A 22,300-nucleotide genomic window follows, 5' to 3' on the forward strand; every position below is an offset into this window, starting at 1 on the left:
GGCTAAGTAATATTAGGGCAGAATGATCCTGATCCTGGTGCCAAGTTCTGTACGGGAAAGGATTTCAAAACGTCCATTATGCCGGTCAATGATCCACCTGGCGATAGAAAGCCCAAGCCCTGTTCCCTGATAGCTGCGGGCTTCGTCAGAACGGTAAAAACGCTCGAACATATGGGAAACATCTTTGGGAGACATACCGATCCCGGAATCCTGTACTTCCAGATAAGGCTTTCCATCATCAGTCTGCCCGGTACGAAGAAGGATCTCGGCTCCTTTGGGGGTATATTTGGCACTGTTATCAACAAGAATACGCACAGCCTGTTTTAGAAGGGCAGGGTCTGCCTGCACCTGCCGCACCGGATCCCCAGGCCGGAAACGATATAAGTGATTTTCGTCAATCATCAGGGATTCTTCATATATTTCATTCATAAGATCATTAGGGGAAACCGGCTCCAGAGAAAGCTGTGTTTTTCCGCTGTCGCCTCTTGCAAGGAAAAGAAGCTGATCTACCAGATGCTTCATATGGTCAGATTCATTCTGGATAGCGGTGATAGATTCATCCAGAACTTTTTCATCATTTTTGCCCCAACGGGAAAGCATATTGGCATAGCCTTGGATCACTGCAATAGGGGTTCGCAGCTCATGGGAAGCATCGTTGACAAAACGGGCCTGCTGTCTTTGAGAATCCCGCATACGCAGAAGCAGGTTGTTCATTGCAGCTTCGATCCCCTGAAGGTCGGAGTCGCCAAAAGAAAGCAGTTCAGCCTCTTCCGGATGAAGGTGGTAAATAGCATCCTCGATCTGCTGGTATTTGTCGCCGGAAAGAGCCATACGGCTCAATTCATCTGCTTTCAGGGCAATTTCATTAATGGGAGCCAGAATCTGACGGATTTTTTTGCTTTCTTTTGCATATGAAAAACATATAAACAGAAGCTGTAGTAAAAACAGGATACCTGTTGTGATACATAGCACAATGATCAGATCCGCAAGGGGAACCTTCAGCAGGATCTTTTCTTTTTGATCGGATACAATGTAAACAAGATCCCGAAACCAGTGTGTACTTCCGGATGGAATATGGAAATAACGGTTGTACGACAGGATGAATTTACCAAAGGTGTGGTATTCCAGGCTGGCCAGCCAGCCAACAAGCAGAAGCGCAAAAAGAAGAAAATCAAAGCCTGTATACATGGAGATTTTTTTTCGGATCAATGACCTGTGCAGCTTTCTTGCGATAGAGGTCATACGTTTGGTCTGAGTATTATTTTTCTGCATTTTTCACTCTTCCGATTTGATCACATAGCCTACGCCCCGGACGGTCTGGATCATTTTGACCTGGAAAACCTGATCGATCTTGGAACGGAGAAAACGGATATATACGTCAACAACATTGGTTTCGCCTACATAATCATATCCGCAAACACGCTCCAGGAGAACATCCCGGGTCAGTACAATATCCTGGTTTTCCAGAAGGACTTTCAGCATCTGGAATTCCCGGTTGGTAAGGCTGATCTGGTGGTTGTCATAAGTAACCTGGTGCTTCTTTTCATTTAGGGTAAGGTGTCCCCATCGAAGAAGACCGTCTTCTGCTTCTGGCACAGTTCCTTTGTTAAAATTCCTGTGCAGCTTTATGGCTACGCGGATCCTTGCCAGTAATTCTTCGATAGCAAATGGCTTGGTAATGTAATCTACAGCACCTGCATCAAGCCCGGCTACCTTGTCCATGACTGCGTCACGGGCAGTGAGCAGGATCACAGGCGTAGGATGATCCTGCAGAAGCCGCCTTAAAACCTCCAGACCATTCAGGCCTGGAAGCATGATATCCAGAAGGATAAGGTCAAAATCCCCTGCCACAGCCATGGCAAGGGCTTCTCTTCCGTTGGATGATTTGCTGACCTGGTAGCCTTCGTGGAGCAGTTCAAGCTCCACAAACCTGGCCAGTTTTTCTTCGTCTTCTACAATTAGAATATGTTCATTCATGATTAGAATTTACCTGCTTTCAAATTCGCTTTTTACTTTTCCGGCAAATTCGCTGGCTTTGTCCATAGCTTTGTTTGCCGGAGAAAGGTCATCCTTTCCTGAGAAAGAATATCGGCAGTCAAAGAACAAGGCGATGACCACTGCCGGAAGTACTATTTTCCATGCAAACAGCAGAGCCAGGATCAGTACCCAGGCGGGTATGCGGATCAGTTCTTTTTCATGACGATTCACACAGAAGCTGTTTTCTTTGCTCATGCGGAACAGCACCTTGCATATCTTTGCCAGCTTGGTAAGAAGACCTTCAGAAGATTCTTTTTCCTGTTCTTCTACCTTTTCCTTAACCGATACATACTGGGGAGTTTCCTGGGAGGCAGAGGATGCGGTTTCCTGTTCAGGAGGTTCTGCTTTCCCATGCTTTTCAAGATATACCATAGCATCCAGAAGATCCCAGTTACTTGCTTCCAGGGCTTCTTTTGCTTCTTCATAGCTGACATTTGCTCTCTCTCTTAATTTCTCTACTTTTTCTAACTGGTCCATATTTTCCTTTTCCTTTCAATCAAAGTTTTGTATCAGTTGACTGTTATAATCTACCAGTGGTTCCTTAAAGTAACTTTGAAGAAAGATTAAAATAAGATTAAAAATCAAGTGGCTGCATTTAATACTACAATACACCAAAAGCAAAAGTAATACAAAGAAAATCGTGGGAGATGTGGCGGAAAATCGTAAGCAGGGTGGCGGGAAAATACAAGATTAAAAACTAACAAAAATTACAGATGAAAAAAAATAAAATTGGTGAATCTGAAATTGATATGAGTGTTATAATACAATTGTAACAAAGGAAAGCTACTTAATAAAACCTCCCTGGGAAATCAGGGTGAAGGCTATTGAGCAAATCAGATTTTTGGAGGAAAAGATAAATGAATACTTTAAAAGCTGAAAAAAGAAGCATGGATGTCAAAGCCAAAAAATTAAGAAGAGAAGGATTTGTTACCGGTAATATCTTTGGAAGAGAAATAAAAGAATCCATTCCCGTCAAGATCGTTAAGAAGGATCTGGATAAGCTGCTGAAAACAAGCAGTAAGGGCAGCCAGATCATGTTGGATGTGGACGGTACAAAGTATGATGTACTGATTAAGGACGTGGAATTTAACCCGTTAAAAGGACAGGTAGATGAGATCGATTTCCAGGCTCTGGTAAGCAATGAAAAAGTACATTCTGTTGCAGAGGTTGTTCTTCTGAACCATGATAAAGTAACAGATGGAGTGGTACAGCTTTTGCTGGAAGAGATTGCTTATAAGGCTTTGCCAGCTGCACTGGTGGAGAAGATCGAGGTAGATGTTGGAGATATGCATATAGGCGATAGCATCAAAGTTAAGGATCTGCCGATTGCACAGGATAAGGATGTAGATCTGCGTACAGATCTGAATGCTACCGTAGTTGTGGTTTCCGAGGTACACAATGTTGTTCCTGAAGAAGAGCCGAAGGAAGAAGAGGCTGCCGAATAAAGAGCCGTTGTTTATGTATGAATGTTGTTGTAAAAAGACCGTCGCTGCCAGGTACAGCGGCGGTCTTTTTACGTAAATGAATTTAAGTATCTGGTCAGTCAACCAGGCGCTCTTCCTTCAGGTAATCCGTTATGCGGGTGAGCGCAGTACCGATGAGAGTGGCTTTCTTGCCATATTTCCCCTTACTGATAGTGAAGTCTGCATTTTTAAAGGTGGTAAGAGAGTATACGCTGTCTTTGATGAAATCCAGATCTTCATCTGTAAGGTATGGGGTCAGCAGACCGCCGATGATCACATCACCACCGATGACCATCCGTACATCATCGATCATAAGTGCCAGATCCTGCAGGTATCGCTGCCAGATCGGCAGGTATTTGATATTCTTGTCACGAACCTTCTGAAAGAATAAAGGCAGGCTCAGACCGGATTTTCGGATCAGGGTATTAGCAGAACAATAGCTTTCTGCACAGCCACACTTCCCACAGTAGCAGGGAATGCCATTGGGGTACAGTGTAAGATGCTCCATAACACCGCTGCTCAGATGTCTGGATCTCATGATCTGACCATTGACGATCACCGCACAGCCCAGGTTGGCATTCAGGGAAAGGTAGATAGCATTCATATCCGGAGCACTGTGCCAGCTCTCAGCGATCCCAGCTGCTTCTGCATCATGGATCAGAGACACCGGATATTGAAAGTGCTGTGCAAAATCAGTCCTTACAAAAGTACTGCTAGACAACAGGGTGCCGAAAGAAATATGTTCCTGATCTGCATCAACCACACCCTGAATGGCAATTGTAATGCCCAGGATCTGTTCCGGCCTGCAGCTTAGTGAAGCAATAAAATGATTCACCCAGGAACTGAAGGTTTCAAAATAAAGAGGGTCATTTGTAAAAACCAGGTCAAGGCTGGATTCGGCGATGATCTCTCCAGCCAGATTGACTGCAGCCACATTCAGCATGTTGGCGAGAAGTTCTACAGAAATAGTGATTCTGGAATTATAGTTGAATTTATATAACTGTGCCGGTCTGCCGCCGGTTGCAGCTCTGTGGGAACTGCAGTGGATCTTATCCTGCTCCAGCAGATATCCCAGATTCTGTGAAATTGTAGGCAATGAAAATCTCAACTCTTTGGCAATCATTTGCTTGGTGATGCCGTTATTCTCATAAATCATCCGATATACCATATCGCAATTCAATTGCTTCAATTCTGAAGTTGTAATCCCCATAATACATCTCCTGTGAAAGATCTTGATTTTGTTATAATTATAACAAATATATTTACAAAAGTGAATAGGGAAAATAAGAAAATATAGCTAAATAAGGTGAAAAAGAAGAAGGAATTATATAAATAATCGTAAATAAATGTAAAACTCATGTAAAAAAGCGAAAAAAAATCTGTGAAAGGCTGAAAATGAGAGAAAAATGATGTATAAAACCTTATAACCGTAGCTTGAAAAGAGATATATAAAGTATTTTTGTAAAAATAACTGCTTTGAGAATGCATAAAACAAAAAGAGATATAGTAAATATGCACAAATAGAATCGGCAATTCGATGATTGACAGTAAATAAATACAATGATATCATCAAATATATCAAGAAACATTTATAAAATATATTTATAAAACAAAGGAGGAGCATTCATGAAACGTAATGTATTGAGAGGGACTTTAGTAGCAGCGTTAATCGGCACATCTGTTCTGGCAGTTCCAGCTTCAGCAGAGGAGGCTAAGAGCGAAGAGGCAAAAAGCTATGAGATCGGTATGACAGTAGCGGATCTGACCAATCCAATTTGGGCAGAGGTTTGTGACGAGGTACAGAAGAAGGGTGAAGAAATGGGAAGTACCTTTACCGTTGTTGCAGCTAATAATGATCCGTCTACGCAGGTTGCACAGATCGAGGATTTCATTCAGCAGAAAAAGGATGCCATTATCGTTTCTGCAATTGATATCAATTCTGTAGAAAGTGCTATCAAAGATGCCCAGGATGCAGGAATCATGGTTATGTGTTACGGCATCCATACCAACACATATGATGTATCCTATACAAATGATAATGCAGGTGCAGGACAGTTGATCGGTGAGCAGGCAGCTCAGTTTATTAATGATAATTATGACGGAAAAGCACAGGTTGGTCTTCTTACTTTCTATGAGAACCAGGAATGTAAAGATCGTGGAGAGGCAATGAAAAAAGCCCTGGCAGAGAATGCTCCAGATGCAGAACTTGTTGTTGAGGATTCCTGTGTAGTTGCAGATAAGGCAATGACCATCGTAGAGAACTGGCTGCAAACATATCCGGATATGAAAGTGATCATGTCCATCGGTGATGGCGGCGGTATTGGTGCTAACCAGGCAGTAAAAGCAGCCGGCAAGCAGGAAGGATTTGGTATTTTTGCAGTTGACGGTACTATCGAAGCCCTTCAGCTGATGGCAAACGGTGACCCCATCAAAGCGGAAGTTGCATTTGGCGCAGGCTGGCAGCTTGGAGATGGTATCGTAGAAGTTATCCTTGATTCTCTGAATAATGGAATCACAGAAAAAGATCAGGTAACACCAAATGAGCTGGTAACTGTTGATACTATGGAAGACTGGCTGAAAGAATGGAAATATGAAGATCAGATAGATCTGAGTAAACTCAGCAAGTAAACATGTGTATGCAGGGCACCTGTACAGGCAGAAGAGGCAACAACGGTGAATATCGTGAAAAGGAAGCCTCAGGCAGGTCCCTGCATAATTTAAGACAACAGGCAGTAACGATTCAGCAGGCAGTATCTCACAAGGGTACTGGACAGTTACAACGAGCAAAAGATATTCAAGAGGTTGGCATATGGAAAGTACGAAAAATATATTGGAATTTAAAAATATCACAAAGAAATACGCAGGTGTTGTGGCACTTGATAATGTCAGTCTTGCGTTCCGTGCAGGAGAAGTCCATGCGCTGGCCGGTGAGAACGGAGCCGGGAAATCCACATTGATTAAATCTACCACAGGTGCTGTGATTCCTACATCCGGAACGATTCTGATAGATGGAAAAGAATATACTAATAATTTGACACCTGCTATTGCAAAGGAGCAGGGAGTTGCTGTTATTTACCAGGAATTCAATCTGGTAAACGACATATCTATTGCGGAAAATGTCTTCCTTGGAAGTCCGATCCGCACACACGGAATGATTGATATGAAAGCTATGGTGAGTGAAAGCCAGAAAATATTTGAACAGCTTGGAATAAATATTGATGTGACTGCGAATGTAAGAACACTGACAACAGGCTATCAGCAGCTGGTAGAGATTGCAAAGGCTCTGTCCCATAAGGTTAAGATCCTGGTAATGGACGAACCATCTGCTTCTCTTACTACCAATGAAGTGGAGATCATGTTTAAGATCATTAAAAAGCTGAAAGCCTCAGGTGTTACCATTATATATATTTCCCACAGGCTGGATGAAATCTTTGAGATTACAGACAGGGTATCAATCCTGAGGGACGGAAAAATGATCAAAACAGTAAACACCCGTGATACCAACCGTCAGGAACTGATTTCCATGATGGTAGGAAGAGAGCTGACGGAGCAGTATCCAAAGTTGGACAAGCAGGCACAGACGGAAGTTGTGATGGACGTACAGCATCTGAAAGGACCAGGTGTAAAGGATGTATCTTTTCAGCTTCGTAAAGGTGAAATCCTGGGATTTGGCGGCCTGGTAGGAGCCGGAAGGACTGAGTCTGTGCAGCTGGTCTGCGGGATTACGGGAAAAACCGGCGGTACCATCACTTACAAAGGAAAAGAGTTAAAGGTTAAAAATCCAAAGGATGCCATTGAGCAGGGAATCGCTCTTGCACCTGAGGACAGAAAGAAGCAGGGTCTGATGCTTCATATGTCTGTGGGGGAGAATATATATTTCCCCAGTCTGCTTCAGATCTCGAAACATGATGTGATCGATTATACAAAAGCAAAAAATATTGTTGGTGAATACATTAAAGCACTGGCAATCAAAACACCTTCCGACAGACAGATCTGTAAAAACCTGTCTGGTGGAAATCAACAAAAGGTGGTTATTGCCAAGTGGCTGGCAAAGAATCCGGATGTGATCATACTGGATGAGCCTACCCGTGGTATTGACGTAGGGGCAAAGCAGGAAATATATGGGATCATGAATGAACTAATACAGGCAGGGAAATCCATTATCATGATTTCTTCTGATATGGAGGAACTTCTGGGAATGTCCGACAGGATCGTAGTATTCTGCGAAGGTCGTGTAACAGGGGAACTGTCAAAAACAGAATTCTGTCAGGAGGCGGTAATGTCCCTGGCATCTCAGAGTTAGGGCGGAATAGTATTTTAGCTGATTCCTTTAAATATAGAATTTTATAAAGAAAAGGGCATAAAAGATGAATAAGAAAAATGTAAAATCATGGATGAACCAAAATATTATTGTATTTGCATTTGTGGCGTTGTTTATTGTATTCAGTATTTTGTCACCGGCATTTCTGAATCTGAATAATCTTCTAAATATCACCAGGCAGATTTCCTTTCGTGGAATTGCGGCAGTTGGAATGATGATGATCATCCTTACCGGTGGGATTGATTTGTCCATTGGTTCCACTATTGAACTTGTAAATGTACTCTGTCCAACCATGATGGTAAAAATGGGTGTGCATCCGATCTTGGCGATCTTGGTCAGTCTACTCATGTCTGCAGTAGTTGGTTTTTGTAATGGCTTCCTGATCACAAAGTATAATATCCCGCCGATGATCGCAACAATGGCTTTTATGAATATCCTTTATGGCGCTGCATATCTGATCTCCGGTGGTCAGCCAGTATTTGGCTTCAGTGATGGATTTGCACTTATGGGACAGGGGTATATTGGAATGCTTCCTATTCCTACGCTGATCATGATTCTGATGTTTGTACTTGGGGCCTTTATTTTAAAGAAAACCGTTTTTGGGCGTAGCTTGTATGCTATTGGCGGAAATGAAGAGGCTGTAAGACTTTCCGGAATCAATGTTGATAAAGTAAAGATCATGGCCTATATTATGAGCTCTGTGTTTGCCTGTGTAGCAGGACTTCTTATGCTTTCCCGTCTGATGTCCGGAACACCGAATACAGGACGCGGCTTCGAGTTCGAGGTAATTACAGCTGTTGTATTAGGTGGTGTATCTGTAAGCGGTGGTGCCGGAAGATTGTTTTCAGTGGTATTTGGCGTATTGATTATCGGTATCCTGAATAACGGACTTACACTTTTGGGATTGGATACTTACTGGCAGTATGTAATGAACGGTGTTGTACTGATCCTTGCAGTTGGTATGGATTATGCTTCCAGAAAACATGCTGCTTCTGTTGTGGAAAAAGAATGAAACCATAATACGGGAAGGTGGTCAATGTGAAGAGAATCATAAAAGTAGAAACAAAAGAACCTGTGATCCTTCAGTGTACAGATCTGGTATTCTCCCAGAAACCTTATTGGTGTAATGCAACCAGAGTTCCTTTAAAGATGAGCATTCTTCATCAGAGAGCATTTTTTGAATATGATGATAAGCCCGCGCCCCAGCCCTGTATCCTGTGGATCACAGGCGGTGGATGGACAGAGGTAGACCAGAATGTATGGCTTCCGGAGTTGTCTTACTATGCAAAGAAAGGCTATGTGGTGGCAAGTGTTTCCTACAGCCTTCCGGCAACCTGGTTTTTCCCGGAAATGCTGATGGATGTGAAGCAGGCGATTCGGTACCTGCGAGCCCATGCCTGTGAGTGGAATATCGATCCTGACAGGATTGCAGTGATGGGAGAGTCGGCAGGAGGACATCTGGCTTCACTTGTGGCAGCCACCGGAGATCGTAAGGAATTTGAAAAAGGTGAATACCTGGATGAAAGCTCAGCAGTGCAGTCAGCAGTGATATTCTACGGAGCTGTGGATATGATGAATTTTGAGGGCAGGGAAAGCCTGGATTCTTATGATGAAAAAGAGCAGTTTTTGTTACGAGGAAAACTGGAACCGCAGTCACTGGCAGCAGGAGTGAATCACCTGCGCCATGAAAAGACAATCGGTGAGAAGATGGATCCAAGATTTTACATTACAGAGGAGACGCCTCCATTTCTCCTGCTTCATGGAACAAAAGATACACAGGTTCCAGTATTTCACAGTGATATTCTGTATGAAAAACTTGAAAAGGAAGGTGTTCCCACAGAATTTGTACTGATTGATGGGGTAGACCATGCAGATGCAGCATTTTCACAGACTGAAGTAAAGGATCTGATCCTGGATTATTTACATAGAACATTAAAGTAATGGGAGGTATTAGGACATGCGAGGAGCATATTTTTTAGGAGCGGACAAAGAAAAAAAGTTTGAAGTCCGTGATATGGAATTTAAAGAATTGGAGCCACATCAGGTAATGATACAGAATATGGCAGCAGGAATCTGCGGAACAGATGTACATATTTATCATGGAGAAAAGGGTTCAGCAGATGTAACTCCTCCGGTTGTATTGGGACATGAGTATTCTGGTGTGGTTACTGCGGTAGGATCTGAGGTAACAGAAGTGTCAGTAGGGGATCATGTAACCCTGGATCCTAATATGTACTGTGGGAAATGTCGCCCATGCCGCATGGGAAAAAAGCAGAATTGCGAGCATTTATTTGCTCTTGGAGTGAATGTAAATGGTGGTTTTGCAGAGTATTCTGTAGCACCAGAGAATCAATGTTACAAATTAAATAAAGATGTTCCTTTTGATGTGGCTGCCATGGCTGAACCTCTGGCCTGTGCGATCCATGGGATTGACAGGACAGATATTATTCCAGGACAGACAGTACTGGTAATCGGTGGTGGTGCTATCGGTCAGCTTATGATCCAGCTGGCCAAATTAAAAGGCGCATCTACCGTAATCCTTAGTGAGCCAATTGAGATGAGACGTAAGATTGGTCTTAGTGTAGGGGCAGATGCAGCTGTTGATCCTATCCATGAAGATCTGGCCCAGGCGATTTTTCAGATCACAGGAAATGAAGGAACAGATTGTGTCATTGAGTGTGTGGGGAACCCAAAGATCGCACAGCAGGCCATCGAAATGGCAGGTGCAGGCGGTACTGTAGTGCTGTTCAGCGTACCGCCAGTAGAAGGAACGGCACCTCTTCCATTATTTGATGTTTATAAAAAAGAGCTTACTGTGCGTGGTTCTATTATCAATCCGGATACTCACCAGAGAGCAGTAAATCTGATCAACAGTGGACGGCTGGAGATTGAAAAATTAATCACTCATCATTATGATCTGGAGCATCTGGAAGACGCTATTCTTATGCAGATGTCCAGTGAATCTATCAAAGTGGTGGTACATCCACAGGATTAATTTTAGGTGAAAACGGTCGGAGATTTCCGGCCGTTTCAATTATTAGAAAGTAAGGCGCATCTGGTGCCATACAGCATTTCCGTGTACAGATTTTTCGGAGATGCCTTCGTCTGTAAAACCAAACTTGGAGTAATAAGATACCAGACGGTCTTTGCAGGTGAGAACAAGGCCTTTTCGGTGCTGCTTCCGGGCAGTGTCAATGGCATATCGAATCAGCTGTCCTGCATAACCTTGGCAACGATAGGAGGGAAGGGTATTAACCCCAAAGATCATCTGCCAGGCACCCTGAGGGTTATGCAGAGAGGCTTTTTCATACATTTCATCATATAGATCCGGTTCATCTGTAACAAAGCCATCAACAAAGGCGATCAATTTTTCATGATCGAACATCAGCCAGAAATGATCACCGTAATAATGGAGTCTATCAGCAAATTCTTCTTTGGTTGCTGCTTCAGCAGCAGGAAAACACTGAGCTTCTACTTTTGAAATCTGTTCAAGATCGTTGAATGTGGCAGTTCTTATATTCATGGTGTACAGTCTCCTTTTTAAATCTTCTTAAAAAACTAACGAATGGTTAATGGAAAAATTCCTTTCAACTATATACACTGATTGTAAGCAATATCATAGTCTGTGTAAAGATAAAAGGGAGGGGATTTTTTATGATTATGAAAAGAAATATAACCAGATGGAAGAAATATATTTTGGGGTTTGTAATTGCAATCTTTATGTTGCTTTGCTTTGGGCAGCAGCGAGTACAGGCGGCGATCACCAGGGAGAATACCCAGGACGGATTTAAGCTTAGTGGGACAGGAACCATGGATGTGCAAAGTGGAAATTCATTTCGGTATTATCTTGGATATCAGGTTCCGTCAGAGGAGTCCATGGATTACAGAGTAGATGTGACTATGACTTTCCCCAATACTGAACTGACTCCTGGCCGGGTAAGCGTATGGCTGGGTGACAACAGCACATATTTATATCCAAATGGCAGCAATGTACTCCAGGGCTCTGGTACTTTTAATGAATCGGATGAACTGGAATTTATGGAAATATTTACATATTACGATAGCTATATTTCTGAGTCGTATGTGGATTTCAATATTACAGTCAATGTTCGGGAAAATCGGAAAAATGCGGACATAACTATTTATCCGCCTGAAAAAAGTTATGATAAAACTACAGGAACATTTCTGGTAACAGTGGATGATCCATATGTATTAGATCCGTTGAAGGACACATCTAAATATTCTGTAAGCATTTCAGATTCATCAGTTGGAAAGGTTACAGGAATTACTCCAAGATCTGGTGATAGTGTTGATGTAAACGTTTATTTTTATAAAGCCGGTTCAGCAGAGTTTATTTTCAAATATGGCAATCAAACCCGGAAGGTTTCCTTTACTGTGTCAAAAACAGTTATTACAGTTGCCAAATCCATTTCCCTTAAGGTAGGGGACACAACAATGTTTTCCAGTTACGTTTTCAAAACAGGTGGCGGAAGCATTACGATCAAAAAAGTAAAATCCAGCAATAAAAAGATCGTTGATGCAGCCGGCGGATTTATTATAGCAAAGAAACCCGGAACTGCGAAGGTAAGCGCTCTGGTAAATGGCAAGCGAAGGACGATTACTGTGATCGTAGGTAAAAAGTCTGCACCAAAGCCCACTTTGAAACAACTGCAGGTGAAGGTGACAGGTTATAAATATTATCCAACCTCCGGTAAAACCTATTACAGGACTAAATTTACCAACAAATCCAAATCTACCATCACCAAAGTGAAGCTTAAGTTTACCATGACCATCAACGAAACAATGACCCGTACCAAGACGTTCAAAGTAAATATAAAGCCTGGAAAGACAAAAACTATGACTCTCAATATAGGAAAACTAATAGCAGATCCATCGAATATCAAGGTGAAATGCCTGAGGATTTGGTATAAGTGATAGTTTTATCTCAGCAAAGAAGTCTGACTCTGTGTAAATACATAGGTAATACTGCCTAAAAACAGAACAGGCATTTTGGCAAAAAACGCTTTTGAAATCAAAATGAAATAGTTTTATAATGAAAATAAAGATGAGCAGCGCAATGGTGCAGGAAAGCAACATATGCCGCTGCTCATTTTATAAAAATTATTTCAGGAGGAATCGTATATGCATGAGTATGAAATCTTTATTGAGGAAATCAATCCTTGTGGAGGAGAGCAGTACAGTAAAAAAACTCTGATCGAGGCAGAAGCAGATAGTCCGGAAGCCTATGTAAAAGAAAATGGAAGATATCCGATTCTGGAATCCACATGTAATGAGAGTGGGGATATTGTAATAGTGACAGGAGATAATCATGGTTCTTTTGTACGTTATACTTTTACGGAATAAATGTGCCAATCAGTAAGGAGAGAATTTTGTGAAATATGAAATTGGAGATCTTGTCAGCAAGCCTGTTACAGGTATATGCAAAATAGATAATATTTTATATTTGAATCCACAGGACGAAAAAAATAACAAATTGTATTATCTGATGAAGCCGGTAGAAGATGAAAAAGAAAAAATATATGTTCCTGTCTCAAACTCAGATGCAAGATTGAGATTGTGTCTGACAAAAGAAGAAGCCAGAATGCATACCAGCTATGTGAAATGTCAGAAATCTCTACGAAAATCCAGAGGCAGGGAACCAGTAATATCAGTTGGCGGATAGCTGCACTGATCATATTAATACAAGCAATGACAGTATTAGGGGAACTGCCATTGTGTATAGTAAAGGTCAGATTGGCCTTTCTGCCAGTTTGTTTCTGGAATTCATAAGTCCTCCTTATGGCATTGCAAAAAAAAAATGTAAGAAAAATTTTGTTTGACTTTTTGAAAAACAGGAAATATAATTACACCAAACGAGTAGCGAGTAAGCGTAAATCCAGTTTACTAGCTGCTCGTTTTTTGTTAAAATATAATATTTGCCATGAAAAAGTGTGTAGCCTTTTAGCGTAAGTCCAGCTTATATGACGAGGTGCACACTTTTTTTGTGCCAAAAAGAGAGGAGCTAAAATAAAATGGCGGAAAGCAATAAAATGAAGGTGATGCCAGTGAGTAAGCTGATGATCCGAATGGGAATCCCGATGATCTTATCCATGGCACTGCAGGCGGTTTATAACATTGTAGACAGTGCATTTGTGGGAAATATGAGAGTAGGTAGTGAAGCGGCATTAAATGCATTAACATTGGTATTTCCGGTTCAAATGCTTATGGTTGCGGTGGGAGTTGGAACCGGTGTAGGAACCAATGCACTTCTTGCAAGGACACTTGGACAGGAAAACAGTAAAAAAGCAGCAAAGGTAGCAGGAAACAGCCTGTTTCTGGGAGTGATCATTTATGTGCTCTGCTTATTGTTTGGTATCTATGGTGTGAGAGTATATATTTCATCACAAACAGTTGATGCAGAAGTACTTGAGATGGGAGTTAGTTATCTGAGAATATGCTGTGTGATTTCTTTTGGAATTGTTTTCTTTTCATTATTTGAAAAGTTATTACAGGCAACAGGGCGTTCTTTTTATTCTACAATCGGACAGGTTGTTGGTGCAGTAGTAAATATTATTCTTGATCCGATCATGATCTATGGTATTGGACCTTGCCCTGAAATGGGAGTAAAAGGTGCTGCTTACGCAACTGTAATTGGGCAGGTAGCATCCGCAGTATTACTGCTTATTTTTCATATCAAACTGAATAAGGAATTCCAGCATGGGGTGAAATATATGAAGCCAGATGCCAAGGTTATAAAAGAAATCTATGCAATCGGACTTCCGGCAATTATTGCACAGGCGTTGATGTCTATTATGGTTTATGTGATGAATCTGATACTGAAATTTAATCCGTCTGCACAGACAGCTTATGGATTGTTCTATAAAGTTCAGCAGTTTGTTCTGTTTCTTGCTTTTGGTTTACGGGATGCGATCACACCGATCATTGCATTTGCTTATGGAATGCGGAGCAAGAAGAGAATTCAGGATGGAATCAAATATGGGCTTATCTATACCATTGTATTAATGATTCTGGGAATTGCAATCACAGAGATCTTCCCTGGAGCGTTTGCAACATTGTTTAATGCGGGACAGTCAAGAGACTTTTTTATCAGCGCGATGAGAGTGATCTCTGTCAGTTTTCTGTTTTCCGGAATTAATGTTGCTTATCAGGGCATTTATCAGGCGTTGAATGGCGGCTTGGAATCATTGGTTATTTCTTTGTTAAGACAGCTTATTATCATTCTGCCGCTGGCTGGAATCTTTTCACTGTTTGTCAGAAATGGTCAGGCAGGAGTTGCATTAATCTGGTGGGCATTTCCGATTACAGAGGTGATCTCATGCCTGGTGGGATATGTATTTTTAAAGAAAATCAGGAAAAATAAAGTGGATATTTTGAATTAAGGGGGAGTCTGAGATGACAAAAAGAATCATTACGATCAGCAGAGAATTTGGAAGCGGCGGACGTTTTATCGGTGAAGAGGTAGCAAAGAAACTGGGAATTGCCTATTATGATAAAAATGTTATTAATGAGATTGCAGAAAAATCCGGCTTATCACCGGAATATATTCAGGAAAATGCTGAGTTATCTCCGAAGAAAGGACTTTTTGCGTATGCATTTGCCGGGCGTGACATTACAGGAAAATCAGTAGAGGATATGGTATACGAGGCACAGAGAAAGGTTATTCTTGATTTGGCTCAGAAGGAGTCCTGTGTGATTATTGGAAGAAATGCAGATTATATTCTGAAAGACCGGGACGATGTACTGAATGTGTTTATTCATGGGAATATGCCGGAAAAAATACAGCGCATTATTCGCTTATATAATGTAGGGGAGAAGGAAGCAGTCAAAATGATGGCAGACACAGATAAACGACGTATGACAAATTATAACTTTTATACAGAGCAGAAATGGGGAAAAGCCAGCAATTATACGCTATGCCTGAACAGTTCCCAGCTTGGTTATGACAGATGTGAGAAAATAATTATAGAATGTAATAAACTTCCAATGACAAAATAATATTAAAGAAAGCGTGTTGAGACATTTTTAAATTTTGAGAAAAGATAGTTAATCCTGGAAACTGACTTATACAAATGTGAATGGATGTCTGATTTCCAATCGCATCTATAAATCGGGCGAACAGATAGAACAACTTGGCAAGTATGGATTTTCAAGCAGAGATTATTTGAAAAATCATAGAAATTCACTGTATCAGATAATGTTCCTGCAAGATAGTATTGGTGAATTTCCTGAAATATCTCCCAGCTTCGGTTCATGCTGGATAAAGCATTTGGATATGGTTATAAGAAGATCGGATTCATTCTGGACAGGGGATATTTCAGCTGTGAGAACATAAAATATGACTTGGGGAAACATCAGAATCAGACCCTATGAAATACATACAGTCAACGCATCACCGAAAGTTGGACTTACTTGATTCGGCTTAAATTTCGGCTGTCATGAAACAGGCTTCAGATATTTGGTTTTCTGAAATTACACAGCAAGAAGACTGGCATGTTAAACTATAGAAAATGCCAAAGGAGGAAATGCCAAAGGAGGAAATGCCTTATGAGAAGAAACCAACTTCTGGCTGGTATAATGACAGCGATGGCAGCAGTGATGCCAGTCGTTAACGTATATGTTGATACCGCAGCAGCCAGCGAAATCCTTACTTCAGATGAATACATGCAAAATGAAACCAATATTAACAAAACTACAGTATTACAAAATTCAGTAAAAATGACAGACATGCTCTCAGCGGAAGCTTTCGGTAAAAACATCATGTTCAGTCCGACAAGTTTGAACTTTGCACTCGGCATGATTGCAGAAGGTGCGAAAGGAGAGACAAAAGAAATTTTGGATGATTACCTGGGAACCAATGATTTTGCCACCTATGCAAAGGAGTATCTGGACAAAATTAAGGCATATAATACTGAAGATGAGAGTTACGGATATCAGTCAAAAGTAAAGATAGCAGATGCGATTTGGTTGGATAATGGGTTAACACTTCAGGAGAAATTCAAGAATACGGTATCGGATAGTTTTGGGGCAGAAGTGGAAGCTGTGGATTTTTCTGCCGCGGAGAAAACATGTGATGTCATCAATTCCTGGTGTGACAAAAATACAGAAGGGCTGATCCCGAAGATCATTACGCCGGATCTGATCAATGACAATACAGGACTGTGCCTGACCAATTCCCTGTATTTTGAGTCCGGATGGAGTGGGGAACCTTGGAATGTTTCTGATACAGAAGAAAGTTTTGGAAAAAAAGAAAAAACAAAATACATGACCTGTACAGGAGACAGGTATTATGAAAATGACAAGGCTACTGCTTTTGGCAGGGATTATGCCAACGGGCTAAGTTTCATAGGCATCCTGCCAAATGATGAAGGTGATTTCAACCTTGAGGATCTGGATATTGGCGGACTTCTGAAATCCAATCCAGAATATGATGAAGTTGATTGCAAGATGCCAAAACTTAACTTTGAGACGAGCACTGTTCTAAACGATATGCTCTCAAGCATGGGGCTGGACAATCTATTTTCCAGCAATTCTGATTTCTCCGGTATTGTAGACCAAAATGTAAATGTGGATACGATACTGCAGAAAACAAAACTGGAGTTGGATGAAAACGGCACGAAGGCAGCAGCAGTGACGGCAGTTACCATGGAATGTATGTCTGCCGCGGTGGAAAATGAACCGATTATCAAAACCGTGGAGCTTACTCGCCCATTTGCATTTCTGATCTATGACAGAAACAATGATGAAATTCTGTTCATTGGAAAAGTAATATCTATTTCCTGATACAAGCAAATATTCGATCAAGACTCTGGCCGCCCTTTCGTGGGATTTGACGCCCGGGTGCATATGAACCCCGACAGTATCTGCGGTGGTATTGGGCAGATTCCATCTTCTTCCATTAATCTTAGACTGTCAGTGAGAACCTTCTGGCTGATACCTTTCAAATCTTTTTTTGGAGAGAATACAGAAAAAATCCAATGGGACTTACAGAGAAAGCACCAAGATTTTCCTGGAAAATAGAATCGACAATCGATACAGATGCGCCGGAAATCACAGAAGGAAATGTTATTGTTAAAGATTTTGACAAAGCAGTATTAACAGCACAGGAGAATGAACCTGTTCGTATCACAGAGAAAATTGTGGGTAAAGAGTTGATTGTGACATCAAAAGGTGAAAAGTTTATCTCAGTCGAGAAGACTCCCACCTCTTTCAGGTGGTGAGTAACAGCAAGTTAGTCTTAGTGGGAGTCCAATCTCCGACTGAGATAAACGCTCCGCGAGGATGCACAGTGATTCTGCAAAGAATATGTCAGCTTACGCTGACCAGAATCACGCGCCAAGTCTCGCGGCTGCTCGACTTGAATGACTTCGGACAGATTGTGACTGGTGTTGTAGAGGTTCATGTGAAAGGCGAGAAAGGACAGAAGATTGTGCTCCGTCATGCAGAGGTACTGGACAAAGATGGAAACTTCTATCCGGAGACACTTCGTCAGGCAAAATCAATCGATACATTTATCTGTAATGGAGAAGAACAGATTTTTCGACCGCATTTTACATTCCATGGATTCCGTTATATCAGCGTAGAAGGAATGGAAGAATTTACAGCAGATCAGTTTTTCGCCTGTGTGATACCTTCTGATAGGGAAAAGACAGGTGATTTCCCCTGTTCTAATATAAAAGTAAATAAACTGCAAAGTAATATTATATGGAGTCAGAGAGATAACTTCCTTATTTTTCATGGCTTGTAGCGATAACAAATTCTTCATAAAAATTAGCACTCACCTCTTGATAATGGAAGTCGATTTTTGTCCTGTATTGTGTATCCCGGAAGTGCCCTTTAAAATCAAGGCTTCACAAAATCTTCACAAAATAATTAGCACTCACCTCTTGACAGTGCTAATAACATGTGTTATATTACACATAGAACAAAGGAAGAGGATAAAAAGAGAACAAAGAAATAGGTTCTATGAGATCCCAACAGATACCCGAGTTCCAAAGAAACAGGTAAACAACATAAATGTATAATAAAAAGGAGAGATGACTTATGTTAATGCCTAGCGTTTTTGGAGAAAACTTATTTGATGATTTCTTTAATGAATTTCCATTCTATTATGATGATAAAGCACTGAAAGATACAGAGAAGAAGCTGTATGGCAGGAAAGCTAATCACGTAATGAAGACAGATATCAGGGAATTGTCTAATGGCTATGAATTGATGGTAGATCTGCCCGGATTTACAAAGGATGAGATCAAGGCTTCTCTGGAGAATGGATATCTGACCATCAGTGCTGAGAAAGGTCTTGATAAGGATGAACAGGAGAAGGAAACCGGACGTTACATCCGTAAGGAACGTTATGCCGGAGCCTGCAGCAGAAGCTTCTATGTGGGTGAGGATGTAGACCAGGAGGATGTAAAAGCTGAATTTAAACATGGCATCCTGAAATTGTTCGTTCCGAAGAAGGAAGCAAAACCGGAAGTAGAAGAAAAGAAACATATCGCCATTGAAGGCTGATATTTTTAATATGGGGGTGTGCACCATTGGGTGCATGCCCTTTTTTTATAAAAACGTTCTGTGAGGATGCTCTCAGAGGAGAAGATCGCTTATAATAGATGTTGTGCTACTGTTCACACACCACTATCCCGCGAGGTGTTTTGGCATGAATATGCCAAAATTCCGAGACATACAAGCCAAAATTCCATTGCCGCAGGCAATCTGGAATGAATTTTGGCTACGTTGCTGTGAACGGAGTGAACAGTAACGATGTTGTACTGGCTTGAGGGCAAGCTTTAGGCACAGGGTTGACGGAATAGCTTTTTTGCTTTATTCTTTCCTTATTGATTTACGCGCAGAAGAGATGATAGAAACGGCAAAAGGAAAGATGGAATCATACCATGAATTATATTGTGTTTGATCTTGAATGGAATCAAAGCCCGGATGGGAAAAAATTTGAGAATGCAAGACTACCATTTGAGATTATTGAGATAGGGGCTGTAAAGCTTGATAAAGATAAAAATATCATAGACAGTTTTCAACGGTTGATCAAACCGCAGGTGTACAACTGGATCCATGACAGTATCCATGAGGTGATCCATGTAGATTATAAAGATTTGACAGATGGCCTGCCTTTTCCGCTGGCAGTGCGAGAATTTCTTCAATGGTGCGGAAAGGATTATGCCTTTTTTACCTGGGGCAATCAGGATGTTATGGAGCTGCAGCGCAATATGAAATATTATAATATGCTGTCACTGATCAAAGGTCCTGTTACTTATTATGATGTACAGAAGCTATACGGGATCTGTTATGAGGAAGATGGCGAGAGACGGGCACTGGAGACCGCAGTGCAGCAGCTGAAGATCAAAAGCCAGATGGAATTTCACAGGGCTGTTGCAGATGCATGTTATACAGCATATGTGCTTCAGTATATTGACGATAATTGCATCCGTCAGAATCCATCCCTGGACGTTTACCAGAATCCCAAGTCCAGAAAAGAAGAAGTTCATATGGAATATTCCATGTGGAATAAGTATGTTTCCAGGGAGTTCTTTTCCAGAGAGCGAGTGATGAAGGACAGGGAGGTTTTAAGCACCTGCTGTCCTGTGTGCCATTGTCCTGCCAGACGGAAGGTACGATGGTTCATGAATAATAATTCAAAGGTTTATTATTGCCTGGCAGTTTGCCAGGAACATGGAACTATAGAGGGAAAGATCCGTATACGGAGAACAGAAGAAGATAAATATTTTGCTGTGAAAACTCTATACCGGGTAGGTACAGAAGAGGCGGAGAAAATCCGTGAAAAACGGGATTCTCTCCGCCTGAAGCGACAGTTAAAAAGGAAGCAGGAGGTCCGATAGGACCTCTTTTTCATATTGTACACCCCATCCTACCAGCTGACCGTTATAATAATAGCTGCTGTTTAAAAGAAGAGGACCGGCAGCGTTGGAGCCTAAGATCTGCTGCTTTTCCAGGGCAGATACATCTGTTCCCTTGGGAACGGTAACATATATAGTTCTGGTATAGGGAAACGGGCAGGTATTGCCATTATTTTGAAGAATATATTTGTCGCAGGCAAGATCCGCAGTAACTACAGGGGTCTTATCCTGTTTCAGATTAATCTTCTCAAAATTGCCAAACCCATAATCCAGCAGGGATGCTGTATCAGACCAGCCACCGTTAATGGTACCCATAACCACCACCAGAAGGGTCATATTCCCCCGTTTGGCATAAGTAACAAGAGTATTTCCTGCTGCTTCCGTGTATCCGGTCTTGCCGCCAAGAACACCTTCATAAGCATAGTCACGGCCTTCCATCATTTTGTGATGGTTCAGGAGATAACGGGTTTCCTCGAACTTGTTGGTAGGAGGAATCTCGAAGATCTTCCGTGTAACGTATTTGCGGAACAGTGGATTGTACCAGGCTGCCCGTGAGATCTTAGCCATATCATTAGCAGTGGTAACATGATTCTCATCCGGAAGACCGTTAGGATTGTTAAAGTGAGTACTAGTGCAGCCAATTTCCGCTGAACGGGTATTCATAAGCTCTACAAACTTTTTCACAGAACCGGAAACAGATTCTCCGATAGCCAGGGCAATTTCATTGGCTGATTCCAACATCAGAGCCATCAATGCCTGATGGACAGTAAAGATCTCGTCAGTATCTGCGTAAATACTGGAATCGCCGGGGGAGATGCCATGTGCAGCAGTTTCTGACATCACCAGCTTGTTCTGTACACTTAAGTTCTCACAGCCAAGAAGTGCTGTCAGGATCTTGGTAATGCTGGCCGGGTACATTTTCTCGTCCGGATTTTTGGAATAAAGGATGGCACCGGTGTACACGTCCATCATCACTGCAGAACGGGCTTCCACCTGGGGACCCTGTGGCCAGCCGGGGATGGAATTGCTTTCCGGGGCAGCATAATAGGCCTCTGTGTGAGGATCCGGTGTAGGCGTGGGGGATTCAGCAGCAGTTTCTCCTTCTTCTCCAAAGGCAAATGCAGGCTGTGTGACAAGCATTCCGGCAGATAAAGTGATACATAAAAGACGTTTTAATATTTTTTTTCCTGATTTAAACATAAAAATTCCTTTCATCTTAGCTTACAGGTTAGCATTTCCGAAATTTTGCTTCATTATAACACTTTTTTTCAGTAAAGAACAGGTGGAAAACTTGCCTAAAAAGTCTTGACACAGGGAATTTCATGCACTTATAATAGAAAAGCATATGGAAAAACCATGATGGAGACAGTAAGCTGTATCGAAAGCTTCAGCGAGCCGGGGAGGGTGGAAGCCTGGTGTGAGTCAGATATAGCAGAAGATCACTCCGGAGTTGCGTCCCTGAGGGTGTCTGGCAGCAGATACAGGTAGGGGATGACGGATTTCCCACGTTAACGGGAACGGGTATCGGGCATATGGCCCTGTACATTGTAACAGGTGGTATTACGAGAGCACTTCGCCTTCGTCCTTTTACG

General features: G+C 41.8%; 22 protein-coding genes and 1 pseudogene. 17 read left to right on the top strand and 6 right to left on the bottom strand.

Annotated features, from left to right (window positions below; all coding sequences use genetic code 11):
* Positions 1-12: 12 nt before the first annotated feature.
* The 3 genes from AB5916_RS04405 to AB5916_RS04415 are packed head-to-tail and all read right to left on the bottom strand — an operon-like array spanning position 13 to position 2,514.
* Positions 13-1,272, bottom strand: coding sequence for a sensor histidine kinase (locus AB5916_RS04405; RefSeq protein WP_368189415.1), 1,260 nt, complete (start codon positions 1,270-1,272; stop codon positions 13-15).
* A gap of 3 nt (positions 1,273-1,275) precedes the next feature.
* Positions 1,276-1,977, bottom strand: a complete 702-nt coding sequence (locus AB5916_RS04410) for a response regulator transcription factor (RefSeq protein ID WP_158422110.1) — start codon at positions 1,975-1,977, stop codon at positions 1,276-1,278.
* A gap of 9 nt (positions 1,978-1,986) precedes the next feature.
* Positions 1,987-2,514, bottom strand: a complete 528-nt coding sequence (locus AB5916_RS04415; protein ID WP_368189417.1) for a hypothetical protein — start codon at positions 2,512-2,514, stop codon at positions 1,987-1,989.
* A gap of 380 nt (positions 2,515-2,894) precedes the next feature.
* Between AB5916_RS04415 and AB5916_RS04420 the strand changes: the two genes are divergently transcribed.
* Positions 2,895-3,482 (top strand): 50S ribosomal protein L25, encoded by a 588-nt coding sequence (locus AB5916_RS04420; protein WP_158422108.1) that lies wholly within the window; start codon positions 2,895-2,897, stop codon positions 3,480-3,482.
* A 94-nt stretch (positions 3,483-3,576) separates the two neighbouring features.
* Here the strand turns inward: AB5916_RS04420 and AB5916_RS04425 are convergent, their stop codons facing one another.
* Positions 3,577-4,710 carry an ROK family protein gene (locus AB5916_RS04425; protein ID WP_368189420.1) on the bottom strand — a complete coding sequence of 378 codons (1,134 nt, stop codon included), beginning with the start codon at positions 4,708-4,710 and terminating at the stop codon, positions 3,577-3,579.
* 416 nt (positions 4,711-5,126) lie between these two features.
* Between AB5916_RS04425 and AB5916_RS04430 the strand changes: the two genes are divergently transcribed.
* The 5 genes from AB5916_RS04430 to AB5916_RS04450 all read left to right on the top strand — a co-directional run bounded on the left by AB5916_RS04430 (position 5,127) and on the right by AB5916_RS04450 (position 10,816).
* On the top strand, positions 5,127-6,128 hold the full coding sequence (locus AB5916_RS04430; protein ID WP_368189423.1) for a sugar ABC transporter substrate-binding protein: 1,002 nt from the start codon (positions 5,127-5,129) through the stop codon (positions 6,126-6,128).
* Positions 6,129-6,309: 181 nt separating this feature from the next.
* Positions 6,310-7,803 carry a sugar ABC transporter ATP-binding protein gene (locus AB5916_RS04435; RefSeq protein ID WP_368189425.1) on the top strand — a complete coding sequence of 498 codons (1,494 nt, stop codon included), beginning with the start codon at positions 6,310-6,312 and terminating at the stop codon, positions 7,801-7,803.
* A 64-nt stretch (positions 7,804-7,867) separates the two neighbouring features.
* Positions 7,868-8,833 (top strand): ABC transporter permease, encoded by a 966-nt coding sequence (locus tag AB5916_RS04440; protein ID WP_368189426.1) that lies wholly within the window; start codon positions 7,868-7,870, stop codon positions 8,831-8,833.
* 26 nt (positions 8,834-8,859) lie between these two features.
* Positions 8,860-9,762: an alpha/beta hydrolase gene (locus AB5916_RS04445; protein WP_158422104.1), complete on the top strand. Its 903-nt coding sequence runs from the start codon at positions 8,860-8,862 to the stop codon at positions 9,760-9,762.
* Positions 9,763-9,778: 16 nt separating this feature from the next.
* A complete protein-coding gene (locus AB5916_RS04450) occupies positions 9,779-10,816 on the top strand; it encodes a zinc-dependent alcohol dehydrogenase family protein (protein ID WP_368189428.1) in 1,038 nt (345 codons plus the stop codon).
* Positions 10,817-10,858: 42 nt separating this feature from the next.
* Here AB5916_RS04450 and AB5916_RS04455 read toward each other — a convergent pair whose 3' ends face one another.
* Positions 10,859-11,344, bottom strand: a complete 486-nt coding sequence (locus AB5916_RS04455; protein ID WP_368189430.1) for a GNAT family N-acetyltransferase — start codon at positions 11,342-11,344, stop codon at positions 10,859-10,861.
* Between the two features lie 131 nt (positions 11,345-11,475).
* On the opposite strand from AB5916_RS04455, the gene AB5916_RS04460 reads away from it, so the two are divergent.
* From AB5916_RS04460 to AB5916_RS04510, 11 genes and pseudogenes are all read left to right on the top strand, one after another.
* On the top strand, positions 11,476-12,756 hold the full coding sequence (locus tag AB5916_RS04460) for a hypothetical protein (RefSeq protein ID WP_368189432.1): 1,281 nt from the start codon (positions 11,476-11,478) through the stop codon (positions 12,754-12,756).
* A 207-nt stretch (positions 12,757-12,963) separates the two neighbouring features.
* On the top strand, positions 12,964-13,185 hold the full coding sequence (locus tag AB5916_RS04465; RefSeq protein WP_158422100.1) for a hypothetical protein: 222 nt from the start codon (positions 12,964-12,966) through the stop codon (positions 13,183-13,185).
* Positions 13,186-13,213: 28 nt separating this feature from the next.
* Positions 13,214-13,504, top strand: coding sequence for a CarD family transcriptional regulator (locus tag AB5916_RS04470; RefSeq protein ID WP_158422099.1), 291 nt, complete (start codon positions 13,214-13,216; stop codon positions 13,502-13,504).
* A gap of 349 nt (positions 13,505-13,853) precedes the next feature.
* Complete coding sequence (locus tag AB5916_RS04475; protein WP_368189435.1) at positions 13,854-15,221, top strand: MATE family efflux transporter; 1,368 nt, start codon at positions 13,854-13,856, stop codon at positions 15,219-15,221.
* A 13-nt stretch (positions 15,222-15,234) separates the two neighbouring features.
* The gene (locus AB5916_RS04480) at positions 15,235-15,837 is read left to right on the top strand and encodes an AAA family ATPase (protein WP_173727229.1); all 603 of its coding nucleotides are present in this window, start codon (positions 15,235-15,237) and stop codon (positions 15,835-15,837) included.
* 61 nt (positions 15,838-15,898) lie between these two features.
* Positions 15,899-16,063 (top strand): annotated as a pseudogene (locus tag AB5916_RS04485) (TnpV protein); the annotation flags it as partial.
* Between the two features lie 494 nt (positions 16,064-16,557).
* Entirely contained in the window at positions 16,558-17,622 is a 1,065-nt protein-coding gene (locus AB5916_RS04490) for a serpin family protein (RefSeq protein WP_368189605.1), read from the top strand.
* Positions 17,623-17,816: 194 nt separating this feature from the next.
* Positions 17,817-18,059: a hypothetical protein gene (locus AB5916_RS04495; RefSeq protein ID WP_158422095.1), complete on the top strand. Its 243-nt coding sequence runs from the start codon at positions 17,817-17,819 to the stop codon at positions 18,057-18,059.
* 137 nt (positions 18,060-18,196) lie between these two features.
* Positions 18,197-18,586 carry a family 78 glycoside hydrolase catalytic domain gene (locus AB5916_RS04500; protein WP_368189438.1) on the top strand — a complete coding sequence of 130 codons (390 nt, stop codon included), beginning with the start codon at positions 18,197-18,199 and terminating at the stop codon, positions 18,584-18,586.
* Positions 18,587-18,882: 296 nt separating this feature from the next.
* Complete coding sequence (locus tag AB5916_RS04505; protein WP_158421640.1) at positions 18,883-19,350, top strand: Hsp20/alpha crystallin family protein; 468 nt, start codon at positions 18,883-18,885, stop codon at positions 19,348-19,350.
* Positions 19,351-19,730: 380 nt separating this feature from the next.
* Positions 19,731-20,690, top strand: a complete 960-nt coding sequence (locus AB5916_RS04510) for an exonuclease domain-containing protein (RefSeq protein ID WP_368189441.1) — start codon at positions 19,731-19,733, stop codon at positions 20,688-20,690.
* Here the strand turns inward: AB5916_RS04510 and AB5916_RS04515 are convergent.
* The gene (locus AB5916_RS04515) at positions 20,664-21,908 is read right to left on the bottom strand and encodes a D-alanyl-D-alanine carboxypeptidase family protein (RefSeq protein ID WP_368189443.1); all 1,245 of its coding nucleotides are present in this window, start codon (positions 21,906-21,908) and stop codon (positions 20,664-20,666) included. The two genes, AB5916_RS04510 and AB5916_RS04515, sit on opposite strands and share 27 nt — an antisense overlap.
* Between the last annotated feature and the right edge of the window lie 392 nt (positions 21,909-22,300).

The sequence above is a fragment of the Blautia sp. 1033sp1_1033st1_G9_1033SCRN_220408 genome (assembly GCF_040929965.1).
GTDB classification, from domain to species: domain Bacteria; phylum Bacillota; class Clostridia; order Lachnospirales; family Lachnospiraceae; genus Blautia_A; species Blautia_A ammoniilytica.